At 44.4% G+C, this 24,996-nt stretch carries 18 protein-coding genes; 11 read left to right on the forward strand and 7 right to left on the reverse strand.

The genetic code is table 11. The annotated features are described in order from the left end of the window. Window positions 1–176 precede the first annotated feature (176 nt). Window positions 177–1,481 carry an inosine/guanosine kinase gene (locus AC5YBX_RS08170; protein ID WP_494524731.1) on the forward strand — a complete coding sequence of 435 codons (1,305 nt, stop codon included), beginning with the start codon at window positions 177–179 and terminating at the stop codon, window positions 1,479–1,481. 142 nt (window positions 1,482–1,623) lie between these two features. On the opposite strand, the gene AC5YBX_RS08175 is transcribed toward AC5YBX_RS08170, so the two are convergent. After that, a complete protein-coding gene (locus AC5YBX_RS08175) occupies window positions 1,624–2,943 on the reverse strand; it encodes a dicarboxylate/amino acid:cation symporter (protein WP_494519261.1) in 1,320 nt (439 codons plus the stop codon). A 226-nt stretch (window positions 2,944–3,169) separates the two neighbouring features. Here AC5YBX_RS08175 and AC5YBX_RS08180 point away from each other — a divergent pair, with 226 nt between their 5' ends. Continuing rightward, window positions 3,170–5,626 (forward strand): Ig-like domain-containing protein, encoded by a 2,457-nt coding sequence (locus AC5YBX_RS08180; RefSeq protein ID WP_494519260.1) that lies wholly within the window; start codon window positions 3,170–3,172, stop codon window positions 5,624–5,626. 112 nt (window positions 5,627–5,738) lie between these two features. On the opposite strand, the gene astB is transcribed toward AC5YBX_RS08180, so the two are convergent. Next, on the reverse strand, window positions 5,739–7,076 hold the full coding sequence (gene astB, locus AC5YBX_RS08185; protein WP_494524732.1) for an N-succinylarginine dihydrolase: 1,338 nt from the start codon (window positions 7,074–7,076) through the stop codon (window positions 5,739–5,741). Window positions 7,077–7,424: 348 nt separating this feature from the next. On the opposite strand from astB, the gene topA reads away from it, so the two are divergent. From topA to AC5YBX_RS08210, 5 genes are all read left to right on the forward strand, one after another. Further along, a complete protein-coding gene (topA, locus tag AC5YBX_RS08190; RefSeq protein WP_494519258.1) occupies window positions 7,425–10,082 on the forward strand; it encodes a type I DNA topoisomerase in 2,658 nt (885 codons plus the stop codon). Between the two features lie 159 nt (window positions 10,083–10,241). Next, the gene (locus AC5YBX_RS08195) at window positions 10,242–10,817 is read left to right on the forward strand and encodes a YceI family protein (protein WP_494519257.1); all 576 of its coding nucleotides are present in this window, start codon (window positions 10,242–10,244) and stop codon (window positions 10,815–10,817) included. A 119-nt stretch (window positions 10,818–10,936) separates the two neighbouring features. Then, entirely contained in the window at window positions 10,937–11,284 is a 348-nt protein-coding gene (locus AC5YBX_RS08200; RefSeq protein WP_494519256.1) for a DUF3802 family protein, read from the forward strand. A gap of 128 nt (window positions 11,285–11,412) precedes the next feature. Next, complete coding sequence (locus AC5YBX_RS08205) at window positions 11,413–11,784, forward strand: SpoIIAA family protein (protein ID WP_494519255.1); 372 nt, start codon at window positions 11,413–11,415, stop codon at window positions 11,782–11,784. 67 nt (window positions 11,785–11,851) lie between these two features. Next, entirely contained in the window at window positions 11,852–12,721 is an 870-nt protein-coding gene (locus AC5YBX_RS08210) for a putative ATP-dependent zinc protease (RefSeq protein ID WP_494519254.1), read from the forward strand. Window positions 12,722–12,872: 151 nt separating this feature from the next. On the opposite strand, the gene AC5YBX_RS08215 is transcribed toward AC5YBX_RS08210, so the two are convergent. Both AC5YBX_RS08215 and AC5YBX_RS08220 read right to left on the reverse strand, forming a co-directional pair. Then, window positions 12,873–15,545, reverse strand: coding sequence for a PAS domain-containing protein (locus AC5YBX_RS08215; protein ID WP_494519253.1), 2,673 nt, complete (start codon window positions 15,543–15,545; stop codon window positions 12,873–12,875). Between the two features lie 124 nt (window positions 15,546–15,669). Beyond that, a complete protein-coding gene (locus AC5YBX_RS08220) occupies window positions 15,670–17,172 on the reverse strand; it encodes a methyl-accepting chemotaxis protein (RefSeq protein WP_494519252.1) in 1,503 nt (500 codons plus the stop codon). 389 nt (window positions 17,173–17,561) lie between these two features. Between AC5YBX_RS08220 and pheS the strand changes: the two genes are divergently transcribed. The 4 genes from pheS to lpxM all read left to right on the forward strand — a co-directional run bounded on the left by pheS (window position 17,562) and on the right by lpxM (window position 22,288). Beyond that, window positions 17,562–18,545 (forward strand): phenylalanine--tRNA ligase subunit alpha, encoded by a 984-nt coding sequence (pheS, locus tag AC5YBX_RS08225; protein WP_475516970.1) that lies wholly within the window; start codon window positions 17,562–17,564, stop codon window positions 18,543–18,545. Window positions 18,546–18,559: 14 nt separating this feature from the next. After that, the gene (pheT, locus tag AC5YBX_RS08230) at window positions 18,560–20,947 is read left to right on the forward strand and encodes a phenylalanine--tRNA ligase subunit beta (RefSeq protein ID WP_494519251.1); all 2,388 of its coding nucleotides are present in this window, start codon (window positions 18,560–18,562) and stop codon (window positions 20,945–20,947) included. Between the two features lie 4 nt (window positions 20,948–20,951). Continuing rightward, window positions 20,952–21,251, forward strand: a complete 300-nt coding sequence (ihfA, locus tag AC5YBX_RS08235; protein ID WP_110458038.1) for an integration host factor subunit alpha — start codon at window positions 20,952–20,954, stop codon at window positions 21,249–21,251. 101 nt (window positions 21,252–21,352) lie between these two features. Then, window positions 21,353–22,288 (forward strand): lauroyl-Kdo(2)-lipid IV(A) myristoyltransferase, encoded by a 936-nt coding sequence (gene lpxM / locus AC5YBX_RS08240; RefSeq protein WP_494519250.1) that lies wholly within the window; start codon window positions 21,353–21,355, stop codon window positions 22,286–22,288. Window positions 22,289–22,476: 188 nt separating this feature from the next. Here the strand turns inward: lpxM and AC5YBX_RS08245 are convergent, their stop codons facing one another. The 3 genes from AC5YBX_RS08245 to hisIE all read right to left on the reverse strand — a co-directional run bounded on the left by AC5YBX_RS08245 (window position 22,477) and on the right by hisIE (window position 24,974). Further along, window positions 22,477–22,740, reverse strand: a complete 264-nt coding sequence (locus AC5YBX_RS08245; protein ID WP_475516707.1) for a DUF6868 family protein — start codon at window positions 22,738–22,740, stop codon at window positions 22,477–22,479. Window positions 22,741–22,996: 256 nt separating this feature from the next. Further along, window positions 22,997–24,103, reverse strand: coding sequence for a phosphoribosylaminoimidazolesuccinocarboxamide synthase (locus AC5YBX_RS08250; protein ID WP_494519249.1), 1,107 nt, complete (start codon window positions 24,101–24,103; stop codon window positions 22,997–22,999). Between the two features lie 250 nt (window positions 24,104–24,353). Then, on the reverse strand, window positions 24,354–24,974 hold the full coding sequence (hisIE, locus tag AC5YBX_RS08255; protein WP_494519248.1) for a bifunctional phosphoribosyl-AMP cyclohydrolase/phosphoribosyl-ATP diphosphatase HisIE: 621 nt from the start codon (window positions 24,972–24,974) through the stop codon (window positions 24,354–24,356). Window positions 24,975–24,996: the final 22 nt, after the last annotated feature.

Genomic DNA, 24,996 nt, shown 5'->3' on the forward strand with positions numbered 1-24,996 from the left:
GTAGTATAAATCACTGCTTAGTCGCATTTTATATGGTAAAATCTGCCGCCATTTTAGTAGGGTAAGGGCTGTGGTCGTTTTCATTGACTCAGTTCTGTAAATAGTGAATTAAGAGGGTCTGGTTTACTATTTACTTCAATTCGATTTTGCATGGATGCGACACAAGTGAGTTAGGTATGAAGTTTCCTGGTCAACGTAAGTCTAAGCATTACTTTCCAGTTAAAAATCGCGATCCATTATTAGCGCAGTTAACCCTGCAGCCACAACATATTACTACCCATATCAGTGGTATTGATCAAACCTTGGTCGATATCGAAGCCAAAGTCGAAGATGAGTTGCTTAGCCGCTATGGATTACCCAAAGGTAATTCGACGCTTATTGACGATGAGAAGGCGCACCAACTTTATACCGAACTTAAGCAATCTAACATGATAAGTGACGAGTTTGCCGGCGGTACCATTGGCAATACCGTACACAACTACTCTATCTTAGCTGACGATCGCTCGGTGTTATTTGGGGTCATGAGCAACAATATTGAAGTGGGCAGTTATGCCTATCGCTACCTCTGTAACACCTCTTCAAAAGTGGATTTAAATTACCTGCAACCGGTTGATGGCCCTATTGGTCGCTGTTTTACCTTAATCTCTGCTTGTGGTGAGCGCACCTTTGCTATCAGTAAGGGGGCAATGGATAAGTTGACCCCTGAGTTTATCGATAAAGAGGTGGTGCAGAGCTCATCGGCGTTAGTGTTAACGGCTTATCTGATGCGCGCCAGCGGTGGTGATCAGATAACTGATGCAGCGTTAACGGCCATTAAATACGCCAAAGAGGCCGATGTGCCAGTGGTGTTGACATTAGGAACGCGCTTTTTAATTGAGGAAGATCCACAGTGGTGGATTAATTTCATCAAAGATAATGTTTCTATTTTGGCGATGAATGAAGATGAAGGCGAAGCGTTAACCGGTTTTCGCGATCCGTTAAGCGCCAGTGATGCCGCATTAGAGTGGTGTGATTTAGTGTTAACCACCGCCGGCCCGTTAGGTTTATATATGGCGGGCTATACCGAAGAATCAGAGAAACGTGAAACCAGTCATACCTTGCTACCTGGCATCATTCCTGAGTTTAATCGTTATGAGTTTTCTAGACCCAAACTTAAAAACGATTGTGATACCCCAATTAAGGTGTTTGCTCATATTCCACCTTACATGGGTGGGCCAGAAGTGATCCGCAATACTAACGGTGCCGGTGATGGTGCCCTGGCAGCATTACTGCATGATTTGGCCTCAAATACCTACCATAAAGCTAACGTGCCAGGTTCGAGTAAACACAAACGAGACGGGTTATGTTACTCCTCGTTTTCACAGGTCTGTAAGTACGCTAACCGCGTGGCTTATGAGGTGCTCGCCCAGCACAGCCCACGTCTTTCTCGTGGCTTACCAGAAAAAGAAGACAGTTTAGAAGAGGCATACTGGGAGCGTTGAATTCCCAAGTAGCATAGAAATCAAAAAGGCGTCCATTGGACGCCTTTTTTCATTTTCGTTTGCTTTTATCAAGCCGCTGTAACATCCACTTACTTGCATGAGCCGCTGTTATGTATCATTGCCCATGCATCGGGAAATCAGCTTAGTCTTTGACCTCTGCATTGACTTGGTCAACAAAGCTACCAGCAGTTTTACCCGCTTGAGTATCATGAAATACCGTTTCGTTAAATGCGCCTTCTGATTTTGCAATCACCAATGTCGCCACAGAGTCACCTGTCACGTTGACGGCCGTTCGTACCATATCTAAAAGACGATCGACCCCCATAATAAGCGCGATCCCTTCAACGGGAAGACCCACTTGGTTAAGCACCATGGCGAGCATGATTAAGCCAACACCTGGTACACCCGCTGTCCCAATTGAGGCCAGCGTTGCGGTGACGACGACCATGGCATAATCGGTAATGGTTAAATCGATACCGAAAACTTGCGCGATAAATACGGTCGCCACGCCTTGCATAATAGCCGTGCCGTCCATGTTGATGGTCGCGCCCAGTGGCAAGGTAAATGAAGCGACTTTATTGTCGACACCTAAACGATGTTCACAGGTTTCGATGGTCACTGGCAACGTTGCATTTGAACTGGCAGTACTGAATGCAAACAGTTGTACATCGCGCATTTTGCGAATAAATAACAGTGGGCTTAGGCCTGAGAAGACTTTTAGTAACGTGGGGTAAACAACAAAAGCATGAATGAGTAATACGCCTAATACCACAAAGAAGTATTTAACAACACTTTCGAACGTTTCTAAACCGAGAGTTAAGGCCAGTTTGGCCATTAAGGCAAAAATACCATAAGGTGCTAACTGCATAATGAGGGTGACAACGCGCATGATCACTTCGTTTAAATCAGTAAATAATGCCGCAACCCGTTTACCTCTTTCACCTATGTGAGAAACCGCAAACCCAAAAATAACGGCAAAGATAATAATTTGTAGCATATTACCTTCAGTCATTGCTTGTATTGGGTTACGGGGCACTAAGTTGATCAATACATTGGCAAGACTAGGGGCTTCCTTGACGCTGTATTGCATATTTTCTGCTGCCAACGAGGCATTGCCAGGATGAATAAGCAGTGCAATAAGAATCGCCATACTCAGCGCGATAGCGGTGGTAAATAAGTAAAATGCAATAGTTTTTCCTCCTAGACGTCCTAGAGTCGAGGGATCGCTTAACGAGCAGGTACCGCAGACCAGTGAGATAAATACTAAGGGAACCACGAGCATTTGTAAGCTGGAGATAAAGATTGTGCCGATAACATTTAAGATCCCGTCGGCAATATAATCTTGAATAAACTGACTTTCGGGAAATAAGTTGCGAAGAAGCAAGCCTAATAAAATCCCAGTACCCATACCAATGAGTATTTTTCCGGTTAAACCAAGCTTCTTTTGTTGAGTTTGCGACATAGTGCGTCCTGTATTATTTTTATACTTTTCATTTATCACTAAAGCCTAGCAAGAAAAGAAAAGTGAGGAAATGGCTATATCAATACTATTTAGGATACATGTGTAAAAATAAGTGCGAATAATATTCAAATGGTTACAATAAGGTTTTTCTGGGTGTGCAGCAGGTAACGTGCTTGTGCTTGCAGTGATGATTATAGTAATAATTTGAGTAACAGGGAGTCTGACAATGAAGTCAGCGTATAAAGTTTTTACCTCATATTTGTTTTTGTTGTTTATCGTAGCCTGTAGTGGTGGAGGGGGTGGAGCTGACGATGGTCCAGGTGGCGTTCCTCCGACCGCGCCCGATGATGTTTATCGCCTCACTTTGGCGTTAACGGATGCTAATGGGCAAGCCATTAACGATATTTCCAATACCACACCCGGTAAATTACAAGCCACACTGTCTAAAAATGGAACCCCATTTTCTGGTGGTCGCATTGTATTTACTCTCGAAGGTGAGGGAGTGTTAACCCCTGGTAGTGGTGTTTCTAATACTGCAGGCCAAGTCACGGTGGATGTGTTGCCCGGTGATAAACTGGGGTCAGGCAGTGTGACTGCCACTTATAATGCCGCTGATGGCGATACTGTAACGGCATTGGTCTCTTTTAATACATCAGGTGACGGCGGTGCACCTACAGATGGTGCCCAAATTGCGCTTATTTTAGTAGATGACCCTATTACTCAAAATCCGATAGATACCATTTCATCATTAGCCCCTGGTTATTTAGTGGCGACGGTATCAGGTATCTCTAAAACTACGATAGTGCAGTTCTCCAGCACCTTGGGCGAGATCCCAATCGATACCGCTGCCACCGATAATGGTAAAGCAACGGTGCAGATTTTGGCCGGCACAGCACCTGGTGCAGGGACTGCTACGGCGACTTTACTCTCTGGTGAAAAAACAGATTTAGTCTTTAAAATTGGTGCGACCAATGTAGAGATGGGCAGTGGCACACCGTTTCAAGCTGGAGTGGCTTCAGTTTCACCAGCAGAAGTCTCAGCGGGTGGCACGGCCAGTATTTCAGTATCACTGCAAGATGATACCGGTACCGTATTTACTGAGCCTGTGGAAGTGAATTTTTCATCTACATGTTCAACTAAAGCTGAAGCTGAAATTAGCTCGCCGGTATTGGCGATCAATGGTGTGGCAACCACCACCTATTTAGCTAAAGGCTGTGTGGGCGATGATGCAATCAATGTCAGCGCTAATGTGGGAGGGAAATCACTTTCAGCCAGTGCTTTAGTGAATGTGTTGCCTGCAAGTGTTGGTAGTATTGCATTTGTCGAAGCTTTACCAGAGGTAATTAACCTTAAAGGTACTGGGGGAGCTGAGTCCTCGACAGTCAGATTTAAAGTATCAGATAAAAACGGTAATCCTGTCAGTAATCAAAATGTGATTTTCTCTTTAAATACCGATACTGGCGATGTTGAATTTGAGCCTAAATTTGCAACCACTAGTGCTCAAGGTATCGCTCAGACAGTGGTTAATTCGGGGACGGTTGCTACATCAGTCAGAGTCACTGCGATTGTGGATGGCAGCTCGCCTGAAATATCGAGTCAATCTAAGCTATTGGTTGTCTCAACTGGCTTACCAGATCAAGACAGTTTTTCTCTGTCTGCCGACAACCTTAATCCTGAGGGATGGGATTATGACGGTGTTGAGGTAAATGTGACGGCGCGCTTAGCCGATGCCTTTAATAACCCTGTGCCAGATGGTACCGCCGTGACCTTTACCGCCGAAGGCGGTGTTATTGACCCGTCATGTGTCACTGTCAATGGTGTGTGCTCGGTTAAATGGACCAGCCAAAACCCAAGACCTACAGGTAAAACCTTATTCGATTTGGCTCAAGAGCCATCTCTAGATGCAGATATCGGCCAGCCCTATGGTGGACGGGTAACTATTTTGGCCAGAGCCATTGGTGAAGAGTCGTTTCCTGATCTCAATGGTAATGGTCGCTTCGATGCCAATGAAGTCGTCAATTTTAGAACCAAGCTTAATGTTTCAGGTAAACCTTATGATCTAGATGAGGCATTTGTCGATCATAATGAAGACTCATTGTTTAACCCAAGGTTTATCGGTGAAGCGGGTGGTGACGCAGAGACCTTTGTTGATTTCAACAATAACAAGGTATTTGATATTGCTGATAACTTATATAACGGCAGTCTATGTACGTTAGATGCTAATGGCGACGGGCACGATGGCTGTTCAAGCGTTAACAAGTCACTCAATGTGCGTGCATCGATTGTCCTAGTGATGGCAGGTAGTGATGCGGTGTCATCGACACCAGTTATAGAAGATAGCTGCATAGATGACAAAAACGTAGTGGATCCGTGTGACGGGTTTAACGATAACCAGACCTTGGATATTATCGGTAAATCAACCGGTGGCGTATCTATCATTATTGGCGATTTGCATAATCAGCCTTTACCAGCAGGCACTAAGATAACCTTTACGCCGTCAGCAGGCAGCCTTGCGAGCAAAGGTGAATTTATTGTCGAATCGACTAATGATAATCGTGCGGGTATTTACAGCGTGGTGATTAAAGGCGCTGATCAAGCTGATTCTGGGACCTTAGTCATTGAGGCTGTCACACCGAAAGGAAAACTAAGCCAAGTGGCTACCATCCCTGTGATTATTCACTAGATAGCATAAGGCTGAAGCTCATCAAGTTCAGTTAAAGGGACTGTAAAGTCAGTAAAAAAAGCGCACTTTAAAGTGCGCTTTTTTATTGATTATTTAGGATTCAGGTTTTAGCTTATTGTTGAAATTGATACACACTACCCAGTTTCATAATTTGCGTTAGCTCATCAAGGGCGGTACGCGACTCGATAACAAGCTGAGGATCGGCAAGATCATCAACGGCCAGCTCATCACGATAATGCTTATCGACCCACAGATTAAGGCGAGCGTAAAGCGCATCACTCATTAATGTATGCTGGTTTACGGCTGCCACTTCCATCTCATTCATGGCTACACGTAAACGCAGGCAAGCTGGGCCACCGCCATTTTGCATACTCTGCTTCACATCGAAGTAATGGACCTGCTTAATGGGGGTGCCTAAGGTAACGACCTCATCAAGATAAGCTGAAACTGCTGGATTATCTTGGCAATTTGTGGGGGCAATAATGGCCATTTCACCGTTGGGTAGCGTAATGATTTGAGTATTAAACAGGTAGCTTTTAACCGCATCGTCAATGCTGACCTTACCGGTGGGCACCTCAATAAAGTGCAGTTCTTGACCATTAAATTTACGCTGGATCTCGGCGATTTTCGCTTGGGTGTCGACAAACGCTTGCTGATGATAAAACAGCACATTTTGGTTACCCACGGCGATGACATCGTTATGAAACACCCCTTGATCAATCACATCAGGATTTTGCTGGATAAATACCGCGCTGTCATCATCGAGTTGGTGTAAGCGTGCTATCGCTTGTGACGCTTCTAGGGTTTGCCTAGCGGGAAAAAGCTTAGGCTTGGCCGCTAAAGGGTTGGTCGCTTCTTGGCCGTAGACAAAAAGCTCGAGCCCAGCATGTCCATATTCACTGCATAAACGGGTATGGTTAGCCGCGCCTTCATCACCAAAACTGGCCTGTTCTGGTAGATGTTGGTGGTGGCTAAAATAGCGAGAGTTATTAAACGTGGCCTTAAGAATGTTGCCTGTGGTGATTGGTTCTATGCTGCGGTGCAATTTATCGACTAAGTTAGCGGGAGTAAAATGTAACTTACCATCGTGGGTATCGGCACTGGGCGAGACCGTGGCCGCATTTGCCGTCCACATGCTTGAAGCGCTGCAACATGCTCTAAGGACCGCAGGGGCTTGCTTAGCCGCTTTACTTAATACTTGCGCATCTGTGCCGGAAAAACCAATTCGACGCAGTGTATGTAGGTCTGGTCGCTCCTGAGGGGCCAGTATGCCTTGAACCATTCCCATATCAGCAAGCGCTTTGGCTTTTTTCAAACCTTGTTTAGCGGCCGACTTTGGACTTGAGGTCGATGCGGCATTGTTTAGTGAGGCGACATTGCCAAAGGAGAGTCCTGCATAGTTGTGTGTTGGTCCAACGAGTCCATCAAAATTTGCTTCGTAATGCTTCATTCCCATTCCTTCGATATCATTATTATTGTAGGCAAATCATCATACGGTACTTGATGATTTGCTGAATTTGGGCACCAGTATACGTAAGGTGACGTGCTTAACAAGTTGGTGCCTTGGGCAAGGGAGTAGCGATAGGGTCATAAGTGCATAAGTATCACTTATGAGTGCACAATAATGGAAAATTCGCATGTTATGGCGAAATATTATTTTTTACATTTTTTTAAGAAATGGTTAAAAATTGGCTGTCTGTGACAAATAAAACAGGGATTTGCTTGAAACTCGGAGTACAACACTCTATATATGGAGCCAATTTACAGAATTTTGAGACTTTTTGGCGCAGATCATTCTATGGGTAAATCGCTAGTTATTGTCGAATCACCGGCCAAAGCCAAGACTATTAATAAATATCTCGGCAAAGATTACATCGTGAAATCGAGTGTGGGGCACATTCGTGACCTACCAACATCTTCCACCAGTGAGGCGAAGTCTTTGACGAAAACGCCCGCTGAAGTGCGCAAGATGTCTCCTGAAGAAAAGGCAATTTATAAAGCCGCAAAAGCCAAGCAAGCTCTCGTCGCTCGCATGGGGGTAGATCCTGAAAATGGCTGGAAAGCCCAGTATCAAATTCTGCCCGGTAAAGAAAAAGTCGTCAAAGAATTACAATCTCTTGCTGAAAATGCCGACCATATCTTTCTCGCAACCGATTTGGATAGAGAAGGAGAGGCGATCGCCTGGCATTTACAAGAAGTGATTGGTGGGGATCCGGCGCGCTATCAGCGCGTTGTGTTTAATGAGATCACCAAAACTGCCATTCAAGAGGCTTTCAGCCATCCCTCTAGTCTAGATACTAATATGGTTAATGCTCAACAAGCACGTCGCTTCCTCGACCGTGTTGTTGGCTTTATGGTATCGCCACTGTTGTGGAAAAAAGTGGCCAGAGGCTTATCTGCGGGTCGTGTGCAATCGGTTGCGACTCGCTTAGTGGTTGAACGCGAAAGCGAAATTAAAGCCTTTGTGCCAGAAGAGTTTTGGGACATTCATGCTCAGCTAAACACGCTCAGTAATGAATCGCTTAAAATGCAGGTCAATAAGTACCAAGGTGATACCTTCAACCCGGTAAATGAAGCCCAAGCCATGGCGGCGGTGGCGGCCTTATCTGATGCCACTTTTGTGGTGAGCGATCGCGAGGACAAAGGCACGTCGAGTAAACCGTCTGCGCCCTATATTACTTCGACCTTGCAACAAGCGGCGAGCACCCGATTAGGTTTTGGCGTCAAGAAAACCATGATGATGGCGCAGCGTCTCTATGAAGCTGGTCATATTACCTATATGCGTACCGATTCAACCAACTTGAGTCAAGAAGCGTTAGATAATGTTCGGGAAATGATTGCCAATGACTTTGGTGATAAGTATTTACCCGAAGCTCCGATTCGTTACGGTAACAAGGAAGGCGCACAAGAGGCCCACGAAGCGATTCGCCCCTCTAACGTAAAAGTTACGGCAGCGAGCCTTTCTGACATGGAGCGTGATGCTCAGCGTCTTTATGAGCTTATTTGGCGTCAGTTTGTGGCCTGTCAGATGACACCTGCTAAATACGATGCTACTCGCTTAACGGTATCGGCTGCCGATTACGAATTAAAGGCGACCGGTCGTACGCTCAAATTTGATGGTTGGACGCGCGTACAAACCGCCATCAAGAAGAAAAACGAAGAAGATAACACCTTGCCGTTTGTCGCCAAAGGTGACAATTTGGCGCTCGAAGAGTTGCTACCCAAACAGCATTTCACTAAGCCGCCCGCGCGTTACAGCGAAGCGTCATTGGTGAAAGAGTTAGAAAAACGTGGAATTGGTCGTCCATCGACCTATGCCACGATCATCTCAACTATCCAAGACCGTGGTTACGTCAAGGTGGAAAATCGTCGTTTCTACGCCGAGAAAATGGGTGAAATCGTGAGCGAAAGCCTCGTGGGCAGCTTCGAAGAGTTAATGAGTTACGACTTTACCGCGGGTATGGAGCAAACGCTTGATAACGTGGCCCAAGGTCAGCTTGATTGGAAAAAAGTACTCGACAACTTCTACAAAGATTTAACGGCGCAATTAGAAAAAGCCGAGTTACCACCAGAAGAGGGCGGCATGCGTCCTAACGAGATGGTGCTAACCGACATTCAATGCCCGACTTGTCAGCGTCCTATGGGTATCCGCACTGGCACCACTGGGGTGTTCTTGGGGTGTTCTGGTTATGCCTTGCCGCCTAAAGAGCGTTGCAAAACCACCATGAACTTGACCCCAGGTGAAGAGGCTGTGAGTGAAAATAGCGAAGATGCCGAGACGGATGCGCTGCGGGCTAAACATCGCTGTGGTGTCTGTGGCACGGCCATGGATAGCTACTTAATTGATGAGAAGCGTAAGCTGCATGTGTGTGGTAATAACCCTATGTGCGGCGGCTATGAAGTCGAACAAGGCCAATTTAAGATTAAAGGATATGAAGGTCCTATCTTAGAGTGTGACCGCTGCGGTAATGACATGGAGCTTAAAAACGGCCGATTTGGTAAATATTTCGGTTGTACTAATAGCGAATGTAAAAATACCCGTAAACTGCTTAAAAGCGGTGAAGCGGCGCCACCAAAAGAAGATCCGATCCATCTACCCGAGCTCAAGTGTACCAAGTCTGATGGTTACTTTGTATTACGTGATGGTGCAGCGGGTATTTTTATGGCGGCCAGTACTTTCCCTAAATCACGTGAAACTCGTGCTCCCTTAGTAGAAGAGTTGGTTAAATACCGCGAACTATTATGGCCTAAATATCAATATCTTGCCGATGCACCCGTGGCAGATGATGACGGGAATAAGGCGTTCGTGCGCTTTAGTCGTAAGACCAAAGAGCAGTATGTCGCTACCGAAGTTGATGGTAAGGCTACAGGTTGGACCGCTAAATATATCGATGGTGAATGGGTGACAGAGGCCAAGCCTAAAGCCAAACCCAAGGCGAAGCCAAAAGCAAAATAGTATGTTGATGATAAAAAGCCCTAACCTTGTTAGGGCTTTTTTTATGGCGATTAATTTCGCGATTCAACGCATTCTATAATAGGCTAATATAGAAATAACCTTCATTATCGCCGTTTGATAATGGTTAATGGAATTACAGCTAACTCAATGGAGCATGAAATGAAAACAGTATTATTAGGGCTATGGGCCGCAGTGGTCAGCGTGAGTGTGTTTGCCTCAACTTGGCAAGTCAATAATCAAGGCTCAGTGGTCAACTTTATATCGGTGAAGAATGGTGACCTTGCAGAGATCCACAAGTTTACTCAAATCAAAGGCGAATTAAATAGTAATGGTGATTTTTCGTTATCGATTCCATTAATCAGTGTATGGACCAATATTGAGATCCGTGATGAGCGCATGAAGCAGGTATTGTTTGAAACTTCGCAGTTCCCCGCATTAGCATTAACGGCAAATATTGATGCTAAGGCGATTGATAAACTGGCTGTGGGCAGTATGGATACTATGGTCATTCCTGCTAATGTCAGGTTACGCGGTCAATCTAAAATGCTGGATATTAGCGTGCGGGTAGCCAAGTTGAATCAAAACACGCTATTGGTTACTAGCGAAATGCCACTTATCATCGACGCTGCTGATTTTGACTTGGCAGCAGGGGTCGAGAAACTGCGTGAATTGGCCGGCTTAAGTGCTATCAGCAAGGCGGTGCCAGTATCATTTGTGTTAACTTTAAACCGTTAATCAAAAACGTGCACTTTAGACGAGACTGACCACATAATTTGTACCATAATAGCGGCAATTATCGAATTAAGGGCATGGGTGAGAGCATGCTCTTTAATTAATGTTTGTTAAGGCTAATCATGGTTACAGATAAAGACGGATATATACATCTCATTCAATATCTCACCGAACATCTGGGGCTGTTTGAGTCGTCAGATAATTCCTTAATTGCTGGCGATACTGTGATGGAGTTGTTTGAAGAGCAACTTGCGGCGCAGATTATTATGGTGTGTGGTCAAAATCCTGCATTAACCTTTGCCCAGCGTAATACCGTTATACGAGAAGTCGATGCGATTGTTTATGATCTTGAAGAGATTTTGGCTAAGGTGGCTGATCATTATGCTACCTCTGAGCAGACGCTATTCATCACCGAATTTTCAGGCTTAATCAAAAATTTATTCGATCAGGAAATTGCCAAGTTACACTAATCCTGATGTAGCGCAGTGTGCTTATATTAATTTCTAATACCCGCAATTAGTTGTCCGTTGTAGTGTATGACTTTCTCGTTTAAGCTCGTAACATTGGTTGTTGATGCTTGATTGGTAAGGAGTGAGAAATGATCGAGTTACTAGAGGGATTCAGTCATGAAGTGGTGGCGATAAAAGTCTATGGCGTACTCACCAGTGACGATTTCAATCAACAGCTATTGCCTGCTATCGAAACCAAGTTAAAAGATCATGCAACAATTAAGTTATGGTATGAATTGAGTGCTGACTTTGAAGGTGTGTCGGTTGAGACGCTGTGGGATGAAGCAAAGTTAGGTTTTTTTCATTTGATGGATTTTTCACGAGTTGCCATCATCACAAGCGGTGAGTTGCCCATGGCCACAGTGTTGGCCTGCATGGTGCCGTGTCCGGTCAAAGTCTTTCAGCATGACAATAGGCTTGCGGCGCGCCAATGGCTGGCAAGTCAAGATGCCACAGCGTAACGCGTGACATTGCAATGAAGCCGACTGAGATTGTCGGCTTTTTAATTGATGAGAGATGAGGTGTTAGATGCTTAAAATCATTTGTCTTTGTGCCATATTGTTTACCATGCCAAGCTGGGCGGCACAAAAAGAGATTATTGGTCCAACGGCTTCATTATCTGTTGAAGAGGCGGATCTCATCTATGAGGCTCGCATGGACACGGGAGCGGCAAACACCTCATTGCATGCCACCGATTTAGAGATTGAAGGTGGTAGCGCGGCTAAAATGAAAGATAACATCGGCAAAACCCTTTGGTTTACAACGCAAAATGAAGCTGGTGAAGCGCGGCGTTTAAGCGCTAAAATTGTCAAAGTGTCTAGGGTGAAAAATTCACAGGGAAGCGAAACGCGCTACATGGTGGCATTACACCTTGGTTTCGATGGCAAGGAGCGTCAAGTCAAAGTGAACCTACGCGATCGCAGCCACATGGATTACCGTTTACTGATTGGACGTAATTGGCTGAAAGATAAATATATTGTTGATGTTGCTGAAAAGCAGTTGATAGGCTCAGTGGCCATGATTAATATCGTAGAAGCGGGGTTACGTTATAACACTCGCATCGATACCGGAGCGGTTGAAAATTCGCTGCATGCCGTTGATCTTAAAGTTGATGCTGGCGTTGCTGATATGGAACAGAATGTTGGTAAGATGATTACTTTCACCACGGAAAATGAGCTGGGAGAAAGGCAGCGTATCCGTAGCCGTATTGTGGAAACATCCTTGATTAGAAATGCCCAAGGCAGCGAGATCCGCTATATGATTGAGCTTAATATGGGCGAGCCAGGTAAAGAGTATAAGACTAGGGTGAATTTGCGAGATCGCTCAAAAATGACCAATAAATTGCTTATTGGGCGCAATTGGTTGCAAGGGCATTATATAGTTGATGTCTCGCGCTAATTTACTTTTAATATCGAATGTCACTTAACTCTATATATCTAGGGTGTCCTTAGCGCCTGTTTATTCGCGCTTCGATATCGGTCCCAACAAAATCAAGTTATTGATAAGATCATGCCCATTGGATTTTGTTTTTTGCCTGAAAAAAGCAATATTACAGTCCATGAATTTGTTGCCGATTCAGTGGGATCTGACAACGTATTTCCGTGAATTGGTTCGCGACAGAGGCGATGCTGAGCTCGCCTTGATAATGGGTGGCTAACCAACGGTTGAGTTCCACGAGTGTGCCGTACCCCTCAAGATCCATCAGTTGTCCCTGTAATTTAGTTAAGGCATTGCCCGAGAGCCCGATGCCGTTATCGCGCACTATTATCGTGAGCTTGCCATCTTGATAGTTAACATCAATCTGTAAGGTTTTTGGACTATCGAAAGGCACTTCATTGGGGAAAGCGTGTACTAGTGTATTGTTAATTAAGCGGTAACTTAGATAAAATAGGTGCCAAGAGGGCAGAGATACCGCCAGTGACTGTTCGCTGTTCACCTGCCATTGTACCTGTTTTTGTTTCAGTTGCGGCGCCAGCATCGCCAGCATATCTTGTAAGTACTGTTCAAGCTGGATTGATTTGGTTTCTTGATATTCACATAACAGCAATGGTTGTGTATGGCGTAATATATCGATCTGCTCGGCTAGAATCTCTGTTAGATGTTCGGCATGAACCTTATCTGTCATTAGGGGGGCGACGCGGCCTTGGCTGGTGACTTTTTGTAGTTGGGTAAACAGGTGCTCAAGTGCGGTTAATTGTTGCTTATTAAGTTGCTGTACTATGTGCAACAAAATTTGTTGTTGGTCGTGTTCGCTACCAGGTTGAGTCACTGACTTGTTGTAACTTATCGGGGCATTAGGAGCTGCGTTAGCCTGTTTGTCTTCTTTAAAGGCCAATTCTTGTTTCGCAGTCAACTCGAGAGTCTGTTGTAATTGTGCATTGAGTGTTATTAATTCCTGAATGCGGGCATCACTTTCCACTTGCTGCGCTTTTAAACGACTAATGTCCATTGCCATGCCGCCCAATGCGATAAGGTTGCCGTCGGTATCGTTGATAGGGTATTTACTGACCAAATAGGTTAACTCGCCATGAATGGTGGGGATTGGCTGCTCAAAACTTTGGCCATTATCGCTGTTTTTAACGATAGCATCATGGTGCGCGATAATGTCTGCAATATGCGGTGGGTAAATTTCACTGTCTCTTGCGCCCAAGATCTGTTTGCGTTCTAGGCCTAATATTTCACAAAACTTGTCGTTTACTAAGGTATATCTACCTGTCATATCTTTAATGCAAATGAGATTTTGAGACGCGTTGAGTAACGAATTAATGAGCTCTTTTTTGCTTTCCAACTCTGTTTTTGCCTGTTGTTGCATCGCCAATTGCTGCTCTAATGCCAGGTTACTGGCATCTAAGCTGGCGTAAGCAATCTCCAGTTGATTACTGCGGGCCACGAAGGCCTTAGCTAGCTGACCGATCTCGTCTTGGCGAGTATTGGCATCAAGTGCTAGCCAACCTAGATTACCGCTTTGTAATGCCGAGGATATTTGAAAAATAGGTCGAATAAACAGCTTATGTTGAAAGACAAATAAGATGATGAGTGCCAGAAGTTGTGACAGTAATAAAAATGCCCCAATTTTCATTGCGATGGCATTGGCTTGCTGCGATAACCCTGAAATGGGGGTGACTAAAATGATTTTCCATAACGTTTCTTCCATGGTAAGGATTGAGATAATTACAGGTTCGTTGAGCAGTGGGCCTGTATCGAGTGTTAAGGTCTCTACGGCTTGTTTATAGGCTTTAGGTTGCAGCGATGCGTTAATAACGGCAAGCAATCTGTCATGTTGCTCAGAAGAGAGACTATCGAGTAATGGTTGCAGCTGTGCCCTTTGATAAGCAGGTTTTGTCATTATCTGTTGATAGAACTCTTGGTCCATCTGCGTTATCGCGGTAGCTAAGGGGGATAATTCAGGGTAATGGCTCACTAGGTGGGTGAAAGACTTTCCTAAATGTGGCGATTCATTATCATTATTTTTGAAAGGGTCGCTTAACAGATTGTTGTAAGCATCTAAGGCGATAATATAACCTTTTGATAATGGGTTTTGGTCAGAATACGTCAGCAACTTATCAATACCACTTAATGCCATATCTACGGTTGCTACGCCAACAAATTGATGGTCGACACGCATTGGAATAGACGCCGTGATCATTAATTCCTTGGTATAGGGGTCAATATAAGATTGTGACCAATGCGTATGGCGGTCTTGTAGATACTTTGCCGGCGTATACCAACTCGTTTCATCGTATCTTAAATCATTGTTTGGGAGGTTGTAGTCATCGATTTTACGGAATTGCTGGTTGTCATCCCTAGCCCAAAAAAAACTGTCGAGCGACACCTGAGCCGTCGTATGTTTCGGCTCAGGCCAAATGCCACCGCTGGCAATTAGTTGTTGATCGTTTTCCATTGTCAGCAAGGGGGAGATTAACTTATCAATTTGCTTCGCTTGCTCATAATAAGTTTCTCCAACCGTGCCCAGTGAACGGGTCAAGGTTTCTACTTTCGATGTAATTTGTTGTAACTGAGCAATAACCGCGCGGGCATAGCTTTGGCTTAAGGACAGCTGGGTGTCCATATGATGTATTTTTTCAGCGTTAAAAATAAACCAGGTACTGGAGGCAATAATGAGCACGGCGACCACAAATTGAACCAGGATAAATTTAACCGTTAGGCTGTTTTTCCATTGGGTATTACGCATTGTTGTATTGTGTTTAGTGTGTGTGGCCATTTCAGCTGCAATTCCTGTAACCCAACGCGATTGGTCAAGATTAAATCAAAACAGACTGAGATTAAATAGTAAAGCAAAAACAGAGTGCTAGCCTTGTGATTAAAAAGGCCAGCACTCTATGATGTTAAACTTTTAGGCCGATGAGTAATTGATCTAATTGCTCTGCTGTGGCGTGTAATTCGTCGCAACCAGATACTGATTGGTTGGCTGATGTCTCAACATCATGGGATTGGTTACGTATTTCCATGAGATTTGTGGCAATTTCATTCGCTACGGCAGATTGTTGTTCTGCTGAAGTCGCGATCATCACACTCATTTCGTACACTTTTTCACTATGTTGTGCAATCGCTGTTAAGTCTTTACCTGTGTCGAGAACATGTTGCTTACCATTTTGTGCCAAATCCACGGTGCGCTTCATTACTTGAGTTAAATTTTGTGAACCGTTTTGTAAGGCTTCAATCATGGTTTTAATTTCGACAGTAGCGGCTTGAGTCCGCCCAGCTAATGTGCGCACCTCATCGGCAACTACGGCAAAGCCGCGTCCCTGTTCACCGGCTCGGGCGGCTTCAATGGCAGCGTTCAATGCTAGTAGGTTAGTTTGCTCAGAAATTGCGTTAATGGTCGATACCACTTCATCAATTTTACTGGCATTCTCATTGAGCACATTGACGGCATTAGCGGCGTCACCAATCTCATTTGATAGCACACCAATGGCATCGACAGTAATGGCAATATCTTTAGAACCTGCCTCAACTTGTTGGTTAGCTTCTTGGGTTTCACTAGATGACAGCTCGGCGTTACGGGCTACCTCTTTTACCGCGGCCGTCATCTGCTCCATGGCGGTGGCGAGTGAGTCTAAATGCTGACGTTGCCCTGCTGCCAAGTGCTGACCTTCTTCAGCGGTTTGTCTAAAGTTTTGTACGACATTACGAATTTGGCTGCTGGCCTGGGATAGTTGGCGTACAAGGTTGTGCTGGCGCTCTACCAATGTATCTATGCTAATCGCCAAAATACTAAATTCATCTTTCACTTCGAAGAAGTTAAGTCGACCCGTAAGGTCGCCATCGGCAGCACGTTTTAGCGCCATCACACTGGTGTATAGAGCACCGCCAACAAAGGTCGATATATAGTAACAGGCGATTAAGATGATTAAGGTCAACACTAACAAGCTAGCCAATACATAAGGTTTCGCCGAATCGAGTGTATGACTTAAATTATCGACCTTAACAATGGCGATAAGTCCGCTATCGGTTACGCGGCTGTAAGCGTTAACACTGTCGTCACTAACGTTACTGCCACCCCCTTGCGATGCAATACGGGCCGTATCAGCAGTTAATGACTCGGTATATGTTGCTATCTGTTGTTGAGTTAAAGCACGTTTAAAGGCGACTTGTTGCTCAGTAGGTATGTATTGAGAACTGAGTTCAATGACATCGGCCAACTGCTGTGCATAGTTAACACTTGTGACTTGATGGCTTTGACGCAGTTGATTATTGAACTGGCCATATAAAATGCTGGCTAAGCCAAGTAAGGTGATGATTGGAATAATCGCTAAAATGGTAAACTTTGTTTTTAAGGTCATGTGGATCAGGTATTGATCTATCCACCTAAACTTGACTTCTTTCATCGAAATACTCGTTTGTTGCGCTAAATAATATCTATCTTATCGGATTGAAATGTCATAACTTAATAGAAAATATGACCACTTACGTTTGTTTGTTGTTTATTTGTGCAACTTGTTTTCAATAGTCGTTACTTGCACTGTTCTTGATTTGTTTGTTGTAGCGCCATGGTAACAAGGTAACTATTTTGTCATATTAGCTCATCAAACTCGCTTATCGTTTTCTGTCTGTTGGGTAGTTCAGTGAAACTCTTCGGAAAAATCATAAATAAGCCCTAGTCAAACGGCTTAGGCTCACGTAAAATTTGTCTCTTTTTCTATTTTCGCAAGATAAATAGTCAGCATATAGAAAGTCTTGGCTCTCGAACTCGGGACCGGGCGTACTGGAAGAGATGATGTCACAGTTAACAGAAATCGTAGAACAGGCCTTGCAGGCTATCGAAGGGACAGATGATCTGAAAGCCCTCGATGAGCTTCGTGTCGATTACCTAGGTAAAAAAGGTAAGATCACCGACATGATGAAAATGATGGGTAAGCTTAGTGCAGAAGAGAAGCCTGCTTTCGGTCAAGCAGTTAACCAAGCTAAGCAAGCCGTACAACAGAAGTTATCTGAGCGTATAGACGGGTTAAAATCAGCCGAACTTGAAGCGAAATTAGCGGCAGAAAGTATTGATGTGACCTTGCCAGGACGTCGTATTGATAATGGCGGGCTACATCCTGTTACGCGAACTATCGAACGTATTGAAACTTTCTTTGGTGAACTTGGTTTTAGCGTTAAGCAGGGGCCTGAAATTGAGGATGATTTCCATAATTTCGATGCGCTCAATATTTCGGAGCATCATCCGGCTCGTGCCGATCATGACACTTTCTACTTTAATCCTAAGTTAATGTTGCGTACCCAAACCTCGGGTGTACAGATCCGTACTATGGAAAACGAGAAGCCGCCATTGAGAATTATCTCTCCGGGCCGCGTTTACCGTAATGACTATGATCAAACCCACACGCCGATGTTTCATCAGGTAGAAGGTTTGTTAGTTGATGAGCATGTTAATTTTGCCGAACTAAAAGGGATCCTGCACGATTTCTTGCGTAACTTTTTTGAAGAAGATTTACAAGTACGCTTCCGTCCATCTTATTTTCCTTTCACTGAGCCTTCAGCGGAAGTTGACGTGATGGGTAAAAACGGTAAGTGGTTAGAAGTATTGGGTTGCGGCATGGTACATCCTAATGTGCTGCGCAGCGTAGGAATTGATCCTGAAAAGTATCAAGGCTTTGCCTTTGGTATGGGGGTTGAGCGTTTATCGATGTTACGTTACGGCGTTAACGATTTGCGTTCATTCTTCGAGAACGATCTGCGCTTTCTTAAGCAATTCAAATAACGGAGCGAGTAAAAATGAAATTTAGCGAATCTTGGCTTCGAGAGTGGGTTAACCCAAGTGTGACCCGAGAAGAATTATCTCACCAAATTACCATGGCAGGTCTTGAAGTCGATGGAATCGACGCCGTTGCAGGTGAGTTTTCTGGCGTAATTATTGGTGAGGTGGTCGAATGTGGCCAACATCCAGATGCCGATAAATTGCGCGTAACTAAAATTAATGTGGGTCAAAATGAGTTGATCGACATCGTTTGCGGTGCACCTAACTGTCGTTTAGGACTAAAAGTGGCCGTGGCTATGGTTGGCGCCGTATTACCGGGCGACTTTAAAATTAAGAAGGCCAAACTGCGTGGTCAACCTTCATTCGGTATGCTTTGTTCATACGGCGAACTGGGTATCGATATCGAAAGTGATGGCATTATTGAACTGCCATTAGATGCGCCAATTGGGACAGATGTCCGTGAGTACCTTGATCTAGATGATGCTGTGATTGACGTTGATTTAACGGCGAACCGCGCAGATTGTTTAGGTATGGTAGGTCTGGCTCGTGAAGTGGGTGTATTAAATCGTCAAGCGGTGACTGAGCCAACATGGGAAGCGGTAACGCCGACGATTACTGACGCTGTCGTTATTGATAACCAAGCGCCAGCGGCATGCCCACGCTATTTAGGCCGCATAGTTAAAAACATCAACGTTAAGGCACAAACACCGGTATGGATGCAAGAGAAGCTGCGCCGTAGTGGTATTCGCTCTATCGATCCGATAGTTGATATCACTAACTATGTGTTGATTGAGTTTGGTCAACCTATGCACGCTTTCGATTTAGCCACCGTAAACGGTGATATCGTGGTGCGTTTGGCGGATGGTGAAGAAAAACTGACCTTGCTTGATGGCAATGAAATTACGGTGCCGGCTGATACTTTAGTGATAGCCGATCAACAGCAAGCATTGGCGTTGGCCGGTGTATTTGGTGGTGAAGCATCGGGCGTAACCGCTGAGACTAAAGACATTATGCTTGAGTGTGCGTTTTTTGCGCCGCTGGCCATTATGGGCAAATCACGTCGTTTAGGTTTGCACACTGATGCATCACATCGTTTTGAGCGTGGTGTCGACCCAGAACTGCAAGCTAAAGTGATGGACAGAGCCACGCGTCTAGTGCTTGATATCTGCGGCGGCGAAGCCGGTCCAGTGGTTGAGTCTAAATCTGATGCGCATTTACCCAAGCCTGTAAGCATTACGTTACGTCGTAGCAAGCTTGATCGCGTATTGGGTCATCATATTGCCGACAATGACGTTACTGAAATTCTGCAACGTTTAGGCTTTATTGTTGAGCCAATCGATGGCGCTTGGAATGTGACCACGGCGACTTACCGTTTTGATATGGCGATTGAAGAAGACCTTATTGAAGAAGTAGCGCGAATTTATGGTTATAACAATATCCCTAATACGGCTCCAATAGCAGCGCTACGCATGCCAGATCATAAAGAATCTGACATCGATTTAAAGCGTGTGCGAGCAATGATGGTGGCGCGAGGTTTCCAAGAAGCGGTAACCTATAGTTTTGTTGATCCTAAGCAGCAAGCACTTATTCATCCTGATGCGCCAGCGATGATTTTGCCTAATCCTATTTCGGTAGAGATGTCAGCGATGCGTTTGTCGATGTTTACTGGCTTATTGACTGCAGTAGGTTATAACCAAAGTCGTCAACAAAATCGTGTGCGTCTATTTGAAACTGGCCTTCGTTTTGTACCAGATGAAGTCGCAGAATCACAAGTACGTCAGCAAGCGATGCTGGGTGCGGTGATTTCAGGTAACCAACATGATGAACATTGGTCAATGGAGTCGAAAACGGTCGACTTTTTCGACCTTAAAGGTGACTTAGAAGCCATAATCGGCTTGACAGTATCTGATGAAGAATTTACTTTTAGATCAGCATCTCATCCGGCATTACATCCGGGGCAATGTGCTGAAATATTAAGAAATGATCGCGTCATAGGTGTCATAGGAGCCGTCCATCCTAGCTTAGAAAAGCCATTTGGATTGAACGGTAAAACCATTATTTTTGAGCTTGAATTAGACGCTTTATTACATGCAAGTTTGCCGCAAGCCCAGGCTGTGTCTAAGTTTCCTGCAAACCGTAGAGACATTGCCATCGTCGTTGATGAGCAGGTATCTGCGGCCGATGTTATAAATTTGATAAGAAAAGTTGGCGAAAATCAGTTGGTTGGCTTAAACTTGTTCGATGTATACCAAGGTAAAGGTGTTGAACCAGGCAAAAAGAGCTTGGCGATAGCACTTACACTACAAGACAACGCTCGTACACTTGAAGAAAAAGAAATTGCAGAAGTCGTCGAAAAAGTAGTTTCTTCACTCAAGTCAGAGTTCAACGCATTGTTGAGGGATTAAAAGTATGGCACTTACCAAAGCCGAAATGGCAGAACATCTTTTTGAAACACTTGGTATTAATAAGCGAGTTGCAAAAGAGATGGTAGAGACGTTTTTCGAAGAGATTCGTCAAGCACTCGAAAACGGTGAGCAGGTCAAGTTATCTGGCTTTGGCAATTTTGACCTTAGGGACAAAAACCAAAGACCGGGAAGAAACCCAAAAACAGGCGAGGATATTCCAATTTCTGCTCGCCGTGTGGTGACTTTCCGTCCAGGACAGAAGCTCAAGAGCCGAGTCGAAGAGGCTAATAAAGCCGACAAATAACGTTACTTAGCGTGACAGTTTAAGGCCACTCACAGAGTGGCTTTTTCTGTTTTTTATTTACCGATTCATCTTATTTTTCGAAAGGTTAGAGGTTTAATTACTTGTCCAGAAAACCCAAATATTTTGACCGCCGTTTCAACCTTAGCTTATTACACCCTAAACTCTGGCCAACGTGGCTGGCGATTGGCTTGTTAGTCATTTTTGGTGCTATGCCAGCGCGCGTGCGTGATCCCATCGCGCGCATGATTGCTAAGTTAGTTAAAAAAGTGGCTAAAAAGCCGTTACGCATTGCAAGGGCTAATCTAGAAACCTGCTTCCCAGAAAAATCAGAGAGTGAAATTAATCAGTTACTCGATAATAACATCGAAAACTTTGTGATGATCTTGCTAGCACAATCAGAGTTACTTATTCGTTCAAGCGATAATTTACGCCGCCGAGTCATACTTGATGGCTTCGAACATGTGCAGCGAGCGCGTGATGCGGGTCAACCTGTTATCTTCATCATGCCCCATGTATGGGGAATTGAGTATGCGGGGCTGCGTCTGAATCTTGAGTTGCCTATGGTCTCTATGGCAAAAGCGCATCGTAATAAGCTCTTTGATTGGTTTAATAACCGTATGCGTAGTTCTCAAGGTGGCAATATCTATATGCGCGATGCTGGCATTCGGGCATTACTTTCCGAACTTAAGCAGGATAACAGTTTTTTCTATCTGCCCGATGAAGATTTAGGCCCAGAAAAAAGTGTGTTTGCACCATTCTTTGCCACAGTAAAAGCGACTCTGCCCGTGGTCGGTCGATTAGCGTCGGCTGGAAACGCTCAGGTAATGCCCGTTAAAATTGGCTACGATCAACAGCGCCGCAAATTCCAGTTGACTGTCATGCCGGCGATTTCTCCCGATGAGATGCAAGGCAAAGAAAATGAAGCCTTAGCGCTTAATCGCGTAGTAGAACAGGTGATCAGTGCATATCCTGAGCAGTATATGTGGTTTTTAAAAGTATTACGTACTCGTCCACCAGGTGAGGCGTCAATTTATTGAGTCGAATATTTACCTCGTATTGATACTTTAACTAGGCTAAATAAACAGGTGAGTCGGCAACTATTGCGATTTATCTGTTTATTGTCACATGTTGCCATTGTGCTAGACACTTCAAGTATCTGAATCCATTCTCAATAGTCTTATTATGCGCCATTAAATAACTCAATGGCTGCGTTATATCAAACATCTCATTGTGACATGATTTTTAGGGCACAGTAAGGCACTAGATTAAAGAGTAATATCGCTAATTTATAATGTGCTAAAAATGAGAAGTAAAACCCGTTTAATTGTTCCTTAGGGATCAGCATAATACGGCTATGTAGACGTTTAATGGGGGCGTTGAAAGCGATAAGCATCACTGCCATATAACTAAACAATACAATATTCAGTACAGTGCACCAGCCTAAAAAAGTACTGACGTAACCGATAGTGTCTATGTGGAGAGTATCCATAGTCGTCCCTTGTTATTAACGAGTCGTTATTCTTTCATTATAATTCGCATTAAGTCGCTTATGCGTTAATTTATGCCTTGTTCTTTTTAAAAGCGAGAGTCTTTGATTTTGCGATGGGATAACAACCAGCAAGGGGCCGATCATTGGGCCATTTAACAATGTCGAGTGACAAAGTTAAGCAGGGGTTGGCTAAAAAAACCGCAATGCTAGTAGCGATTACGGTTTCATAGAAGACAATGCGAAAGTGGATCAGCGATTAATCCACAATTAGTTGATACTCATTACGCAGCACATCAATCACTTCTTGGCGAGGATTGTCGCTAAGATTAAGTTTCTCACCAATAATGGTTTCTGCTATTCCAACATAGGTATTGGAGATATCCATCATCACGTCTGTCGGCAGCTTATTATCGCGAGCGAGGGCAAAGCGCTCGGGCATACGCTCTTTGTTGAGTAAAATATCAGGATCAGGGAAATGGTTAAGTAGCCACTGGCGGAACCCTTCTTTCGATTTCTCGACGATTTTACCATTACGATGTGCTTCACCATCCCAAATACGAGATGAATCGGGCGTGCCAACTTCATCCATATAGATAAGCTTTTCTTGGCCGCTGGCATCTTTTACATAGCCAAATTCAAACTTGGTATCGACAAAAATCTGATCTTGTTCTGCTAGGGCGTCACTGATCACGGCAAAGCCTTCTTTGAGAAGCTTCTCATATAAGTCGATGTCGCTTATTGAACGAAAGTTAAAGCCTTTAAGGTGCCGCTCAAGAGCGGCGCGAGAGACGTTGACATCATCAGCTTCCGGGACGCCTTCAAGACCCGTTAACACCCCTTTGGTTGACGGAGTGATCAACACTTCATCCAGCTTTTGATCTTTTTCTAGGCCTTCAGGTAGGGTGATACCGCAAAAATCACGCTCACCTTTGCTGTATGCACGCCACATGGAACCGGTGATGTATTGTCTTGCGATCGCTTCAACCATCACTGGCTGGGCTTTTTGGACGATCCATACGAATGGATGCGGCACATCAAGAATATGACTATCGGCTAGCCCTTTCTCTTTAAACAGTTTGAACCAATGGTTTGAGATGGCATTGAGTGCGGCGCCTTTTCCAGGTACACCATTGAGGCCATTCTCGCCTTGCCAAATACAGTCAAAGGCCGAAATACGGTCACTTATCACCATAATGGCTAGCGGGGTATCGGTGGGTACGTCATATCCTTTTTGCTCAATAAGACGGGCACTGTCCTCGGCGGTTAACCAATATACGCTGCGTACTTTGCCTGAATGAACTGCTTTATCGGTACGGATCGGCAGATCATCGTTAACGGCTAAAACTTTGTTTGATTGATTCATAGGGTATTATTTTTTTATGTATTGAGTAGAGGGATAAATTACGCCGAAATTGTAGCAGAACTCGAGACTGACAACAGCTCTTTCGGTATAAAAGCAGTTGGAAAACAGTGTGTTTTCTTTAGCAGATGATCAATCTCTTAGAACTGGGTATAAAAGTGCTAAATCCCTTACTTCTATTGGGCTTAAAGCCAATAAAAAAGAGGCTTACTTAATGTAAGTAGGCCTCTTTTTCAACACATGTTGATCTGTATTACTGACTAGGTTTGCTATGGCGCGCTAATAAGTTAGCCGTAATGTCTGCCAGCGATAACTCTTGATCTTCTAGTAGCACGAGTAAGTGATACATCAGATCGGATGCTTCATCGATTAGCTCAGGTTTATCATTCGTCGCGGCTGCTAATGCGGTTTCCAATCCCTCTTCGCCCACTTTTTGAGCAATACGCTTAGTGCCACGCTCAAATAGATGGGCGGTATAGCTCGACTTGGCATCTTGGCCCTTACGTGAAGCAATTAGCTTAGCAAGGTTATCGATAAACGGATGGGCATCGCCATCAGGCCAGCAGCTTTCTCGCTCAAGGTGGCAGGTGGGACCATTTGGGATCACTTGCACTAATAAGCTGTCATCATCACAGTCACAATCGATGGCCACTAAATCTAGGGTGTTACCTGAGGTTTCACCTTTAGTCCATAGGCGTTGCTTGCTGCGACTAAAGAAGGTGACCATTTTGGTGTCTAAGGTTTTTGCTAATGCGGCTTTATCCATATAGCCGAGCATTAATACTTTACCTGTAAGGTGGTTTTGTACCACGACGGGGATCAGTCCCTGTTGTTTATCCCAATCTAAATTGGAAAAATCTTCTATGTTTTTCATTGTTAATCCTTGAGCCTTATCA

The organism is Shewanella sp. 492 (assembly GCF_059338445.1).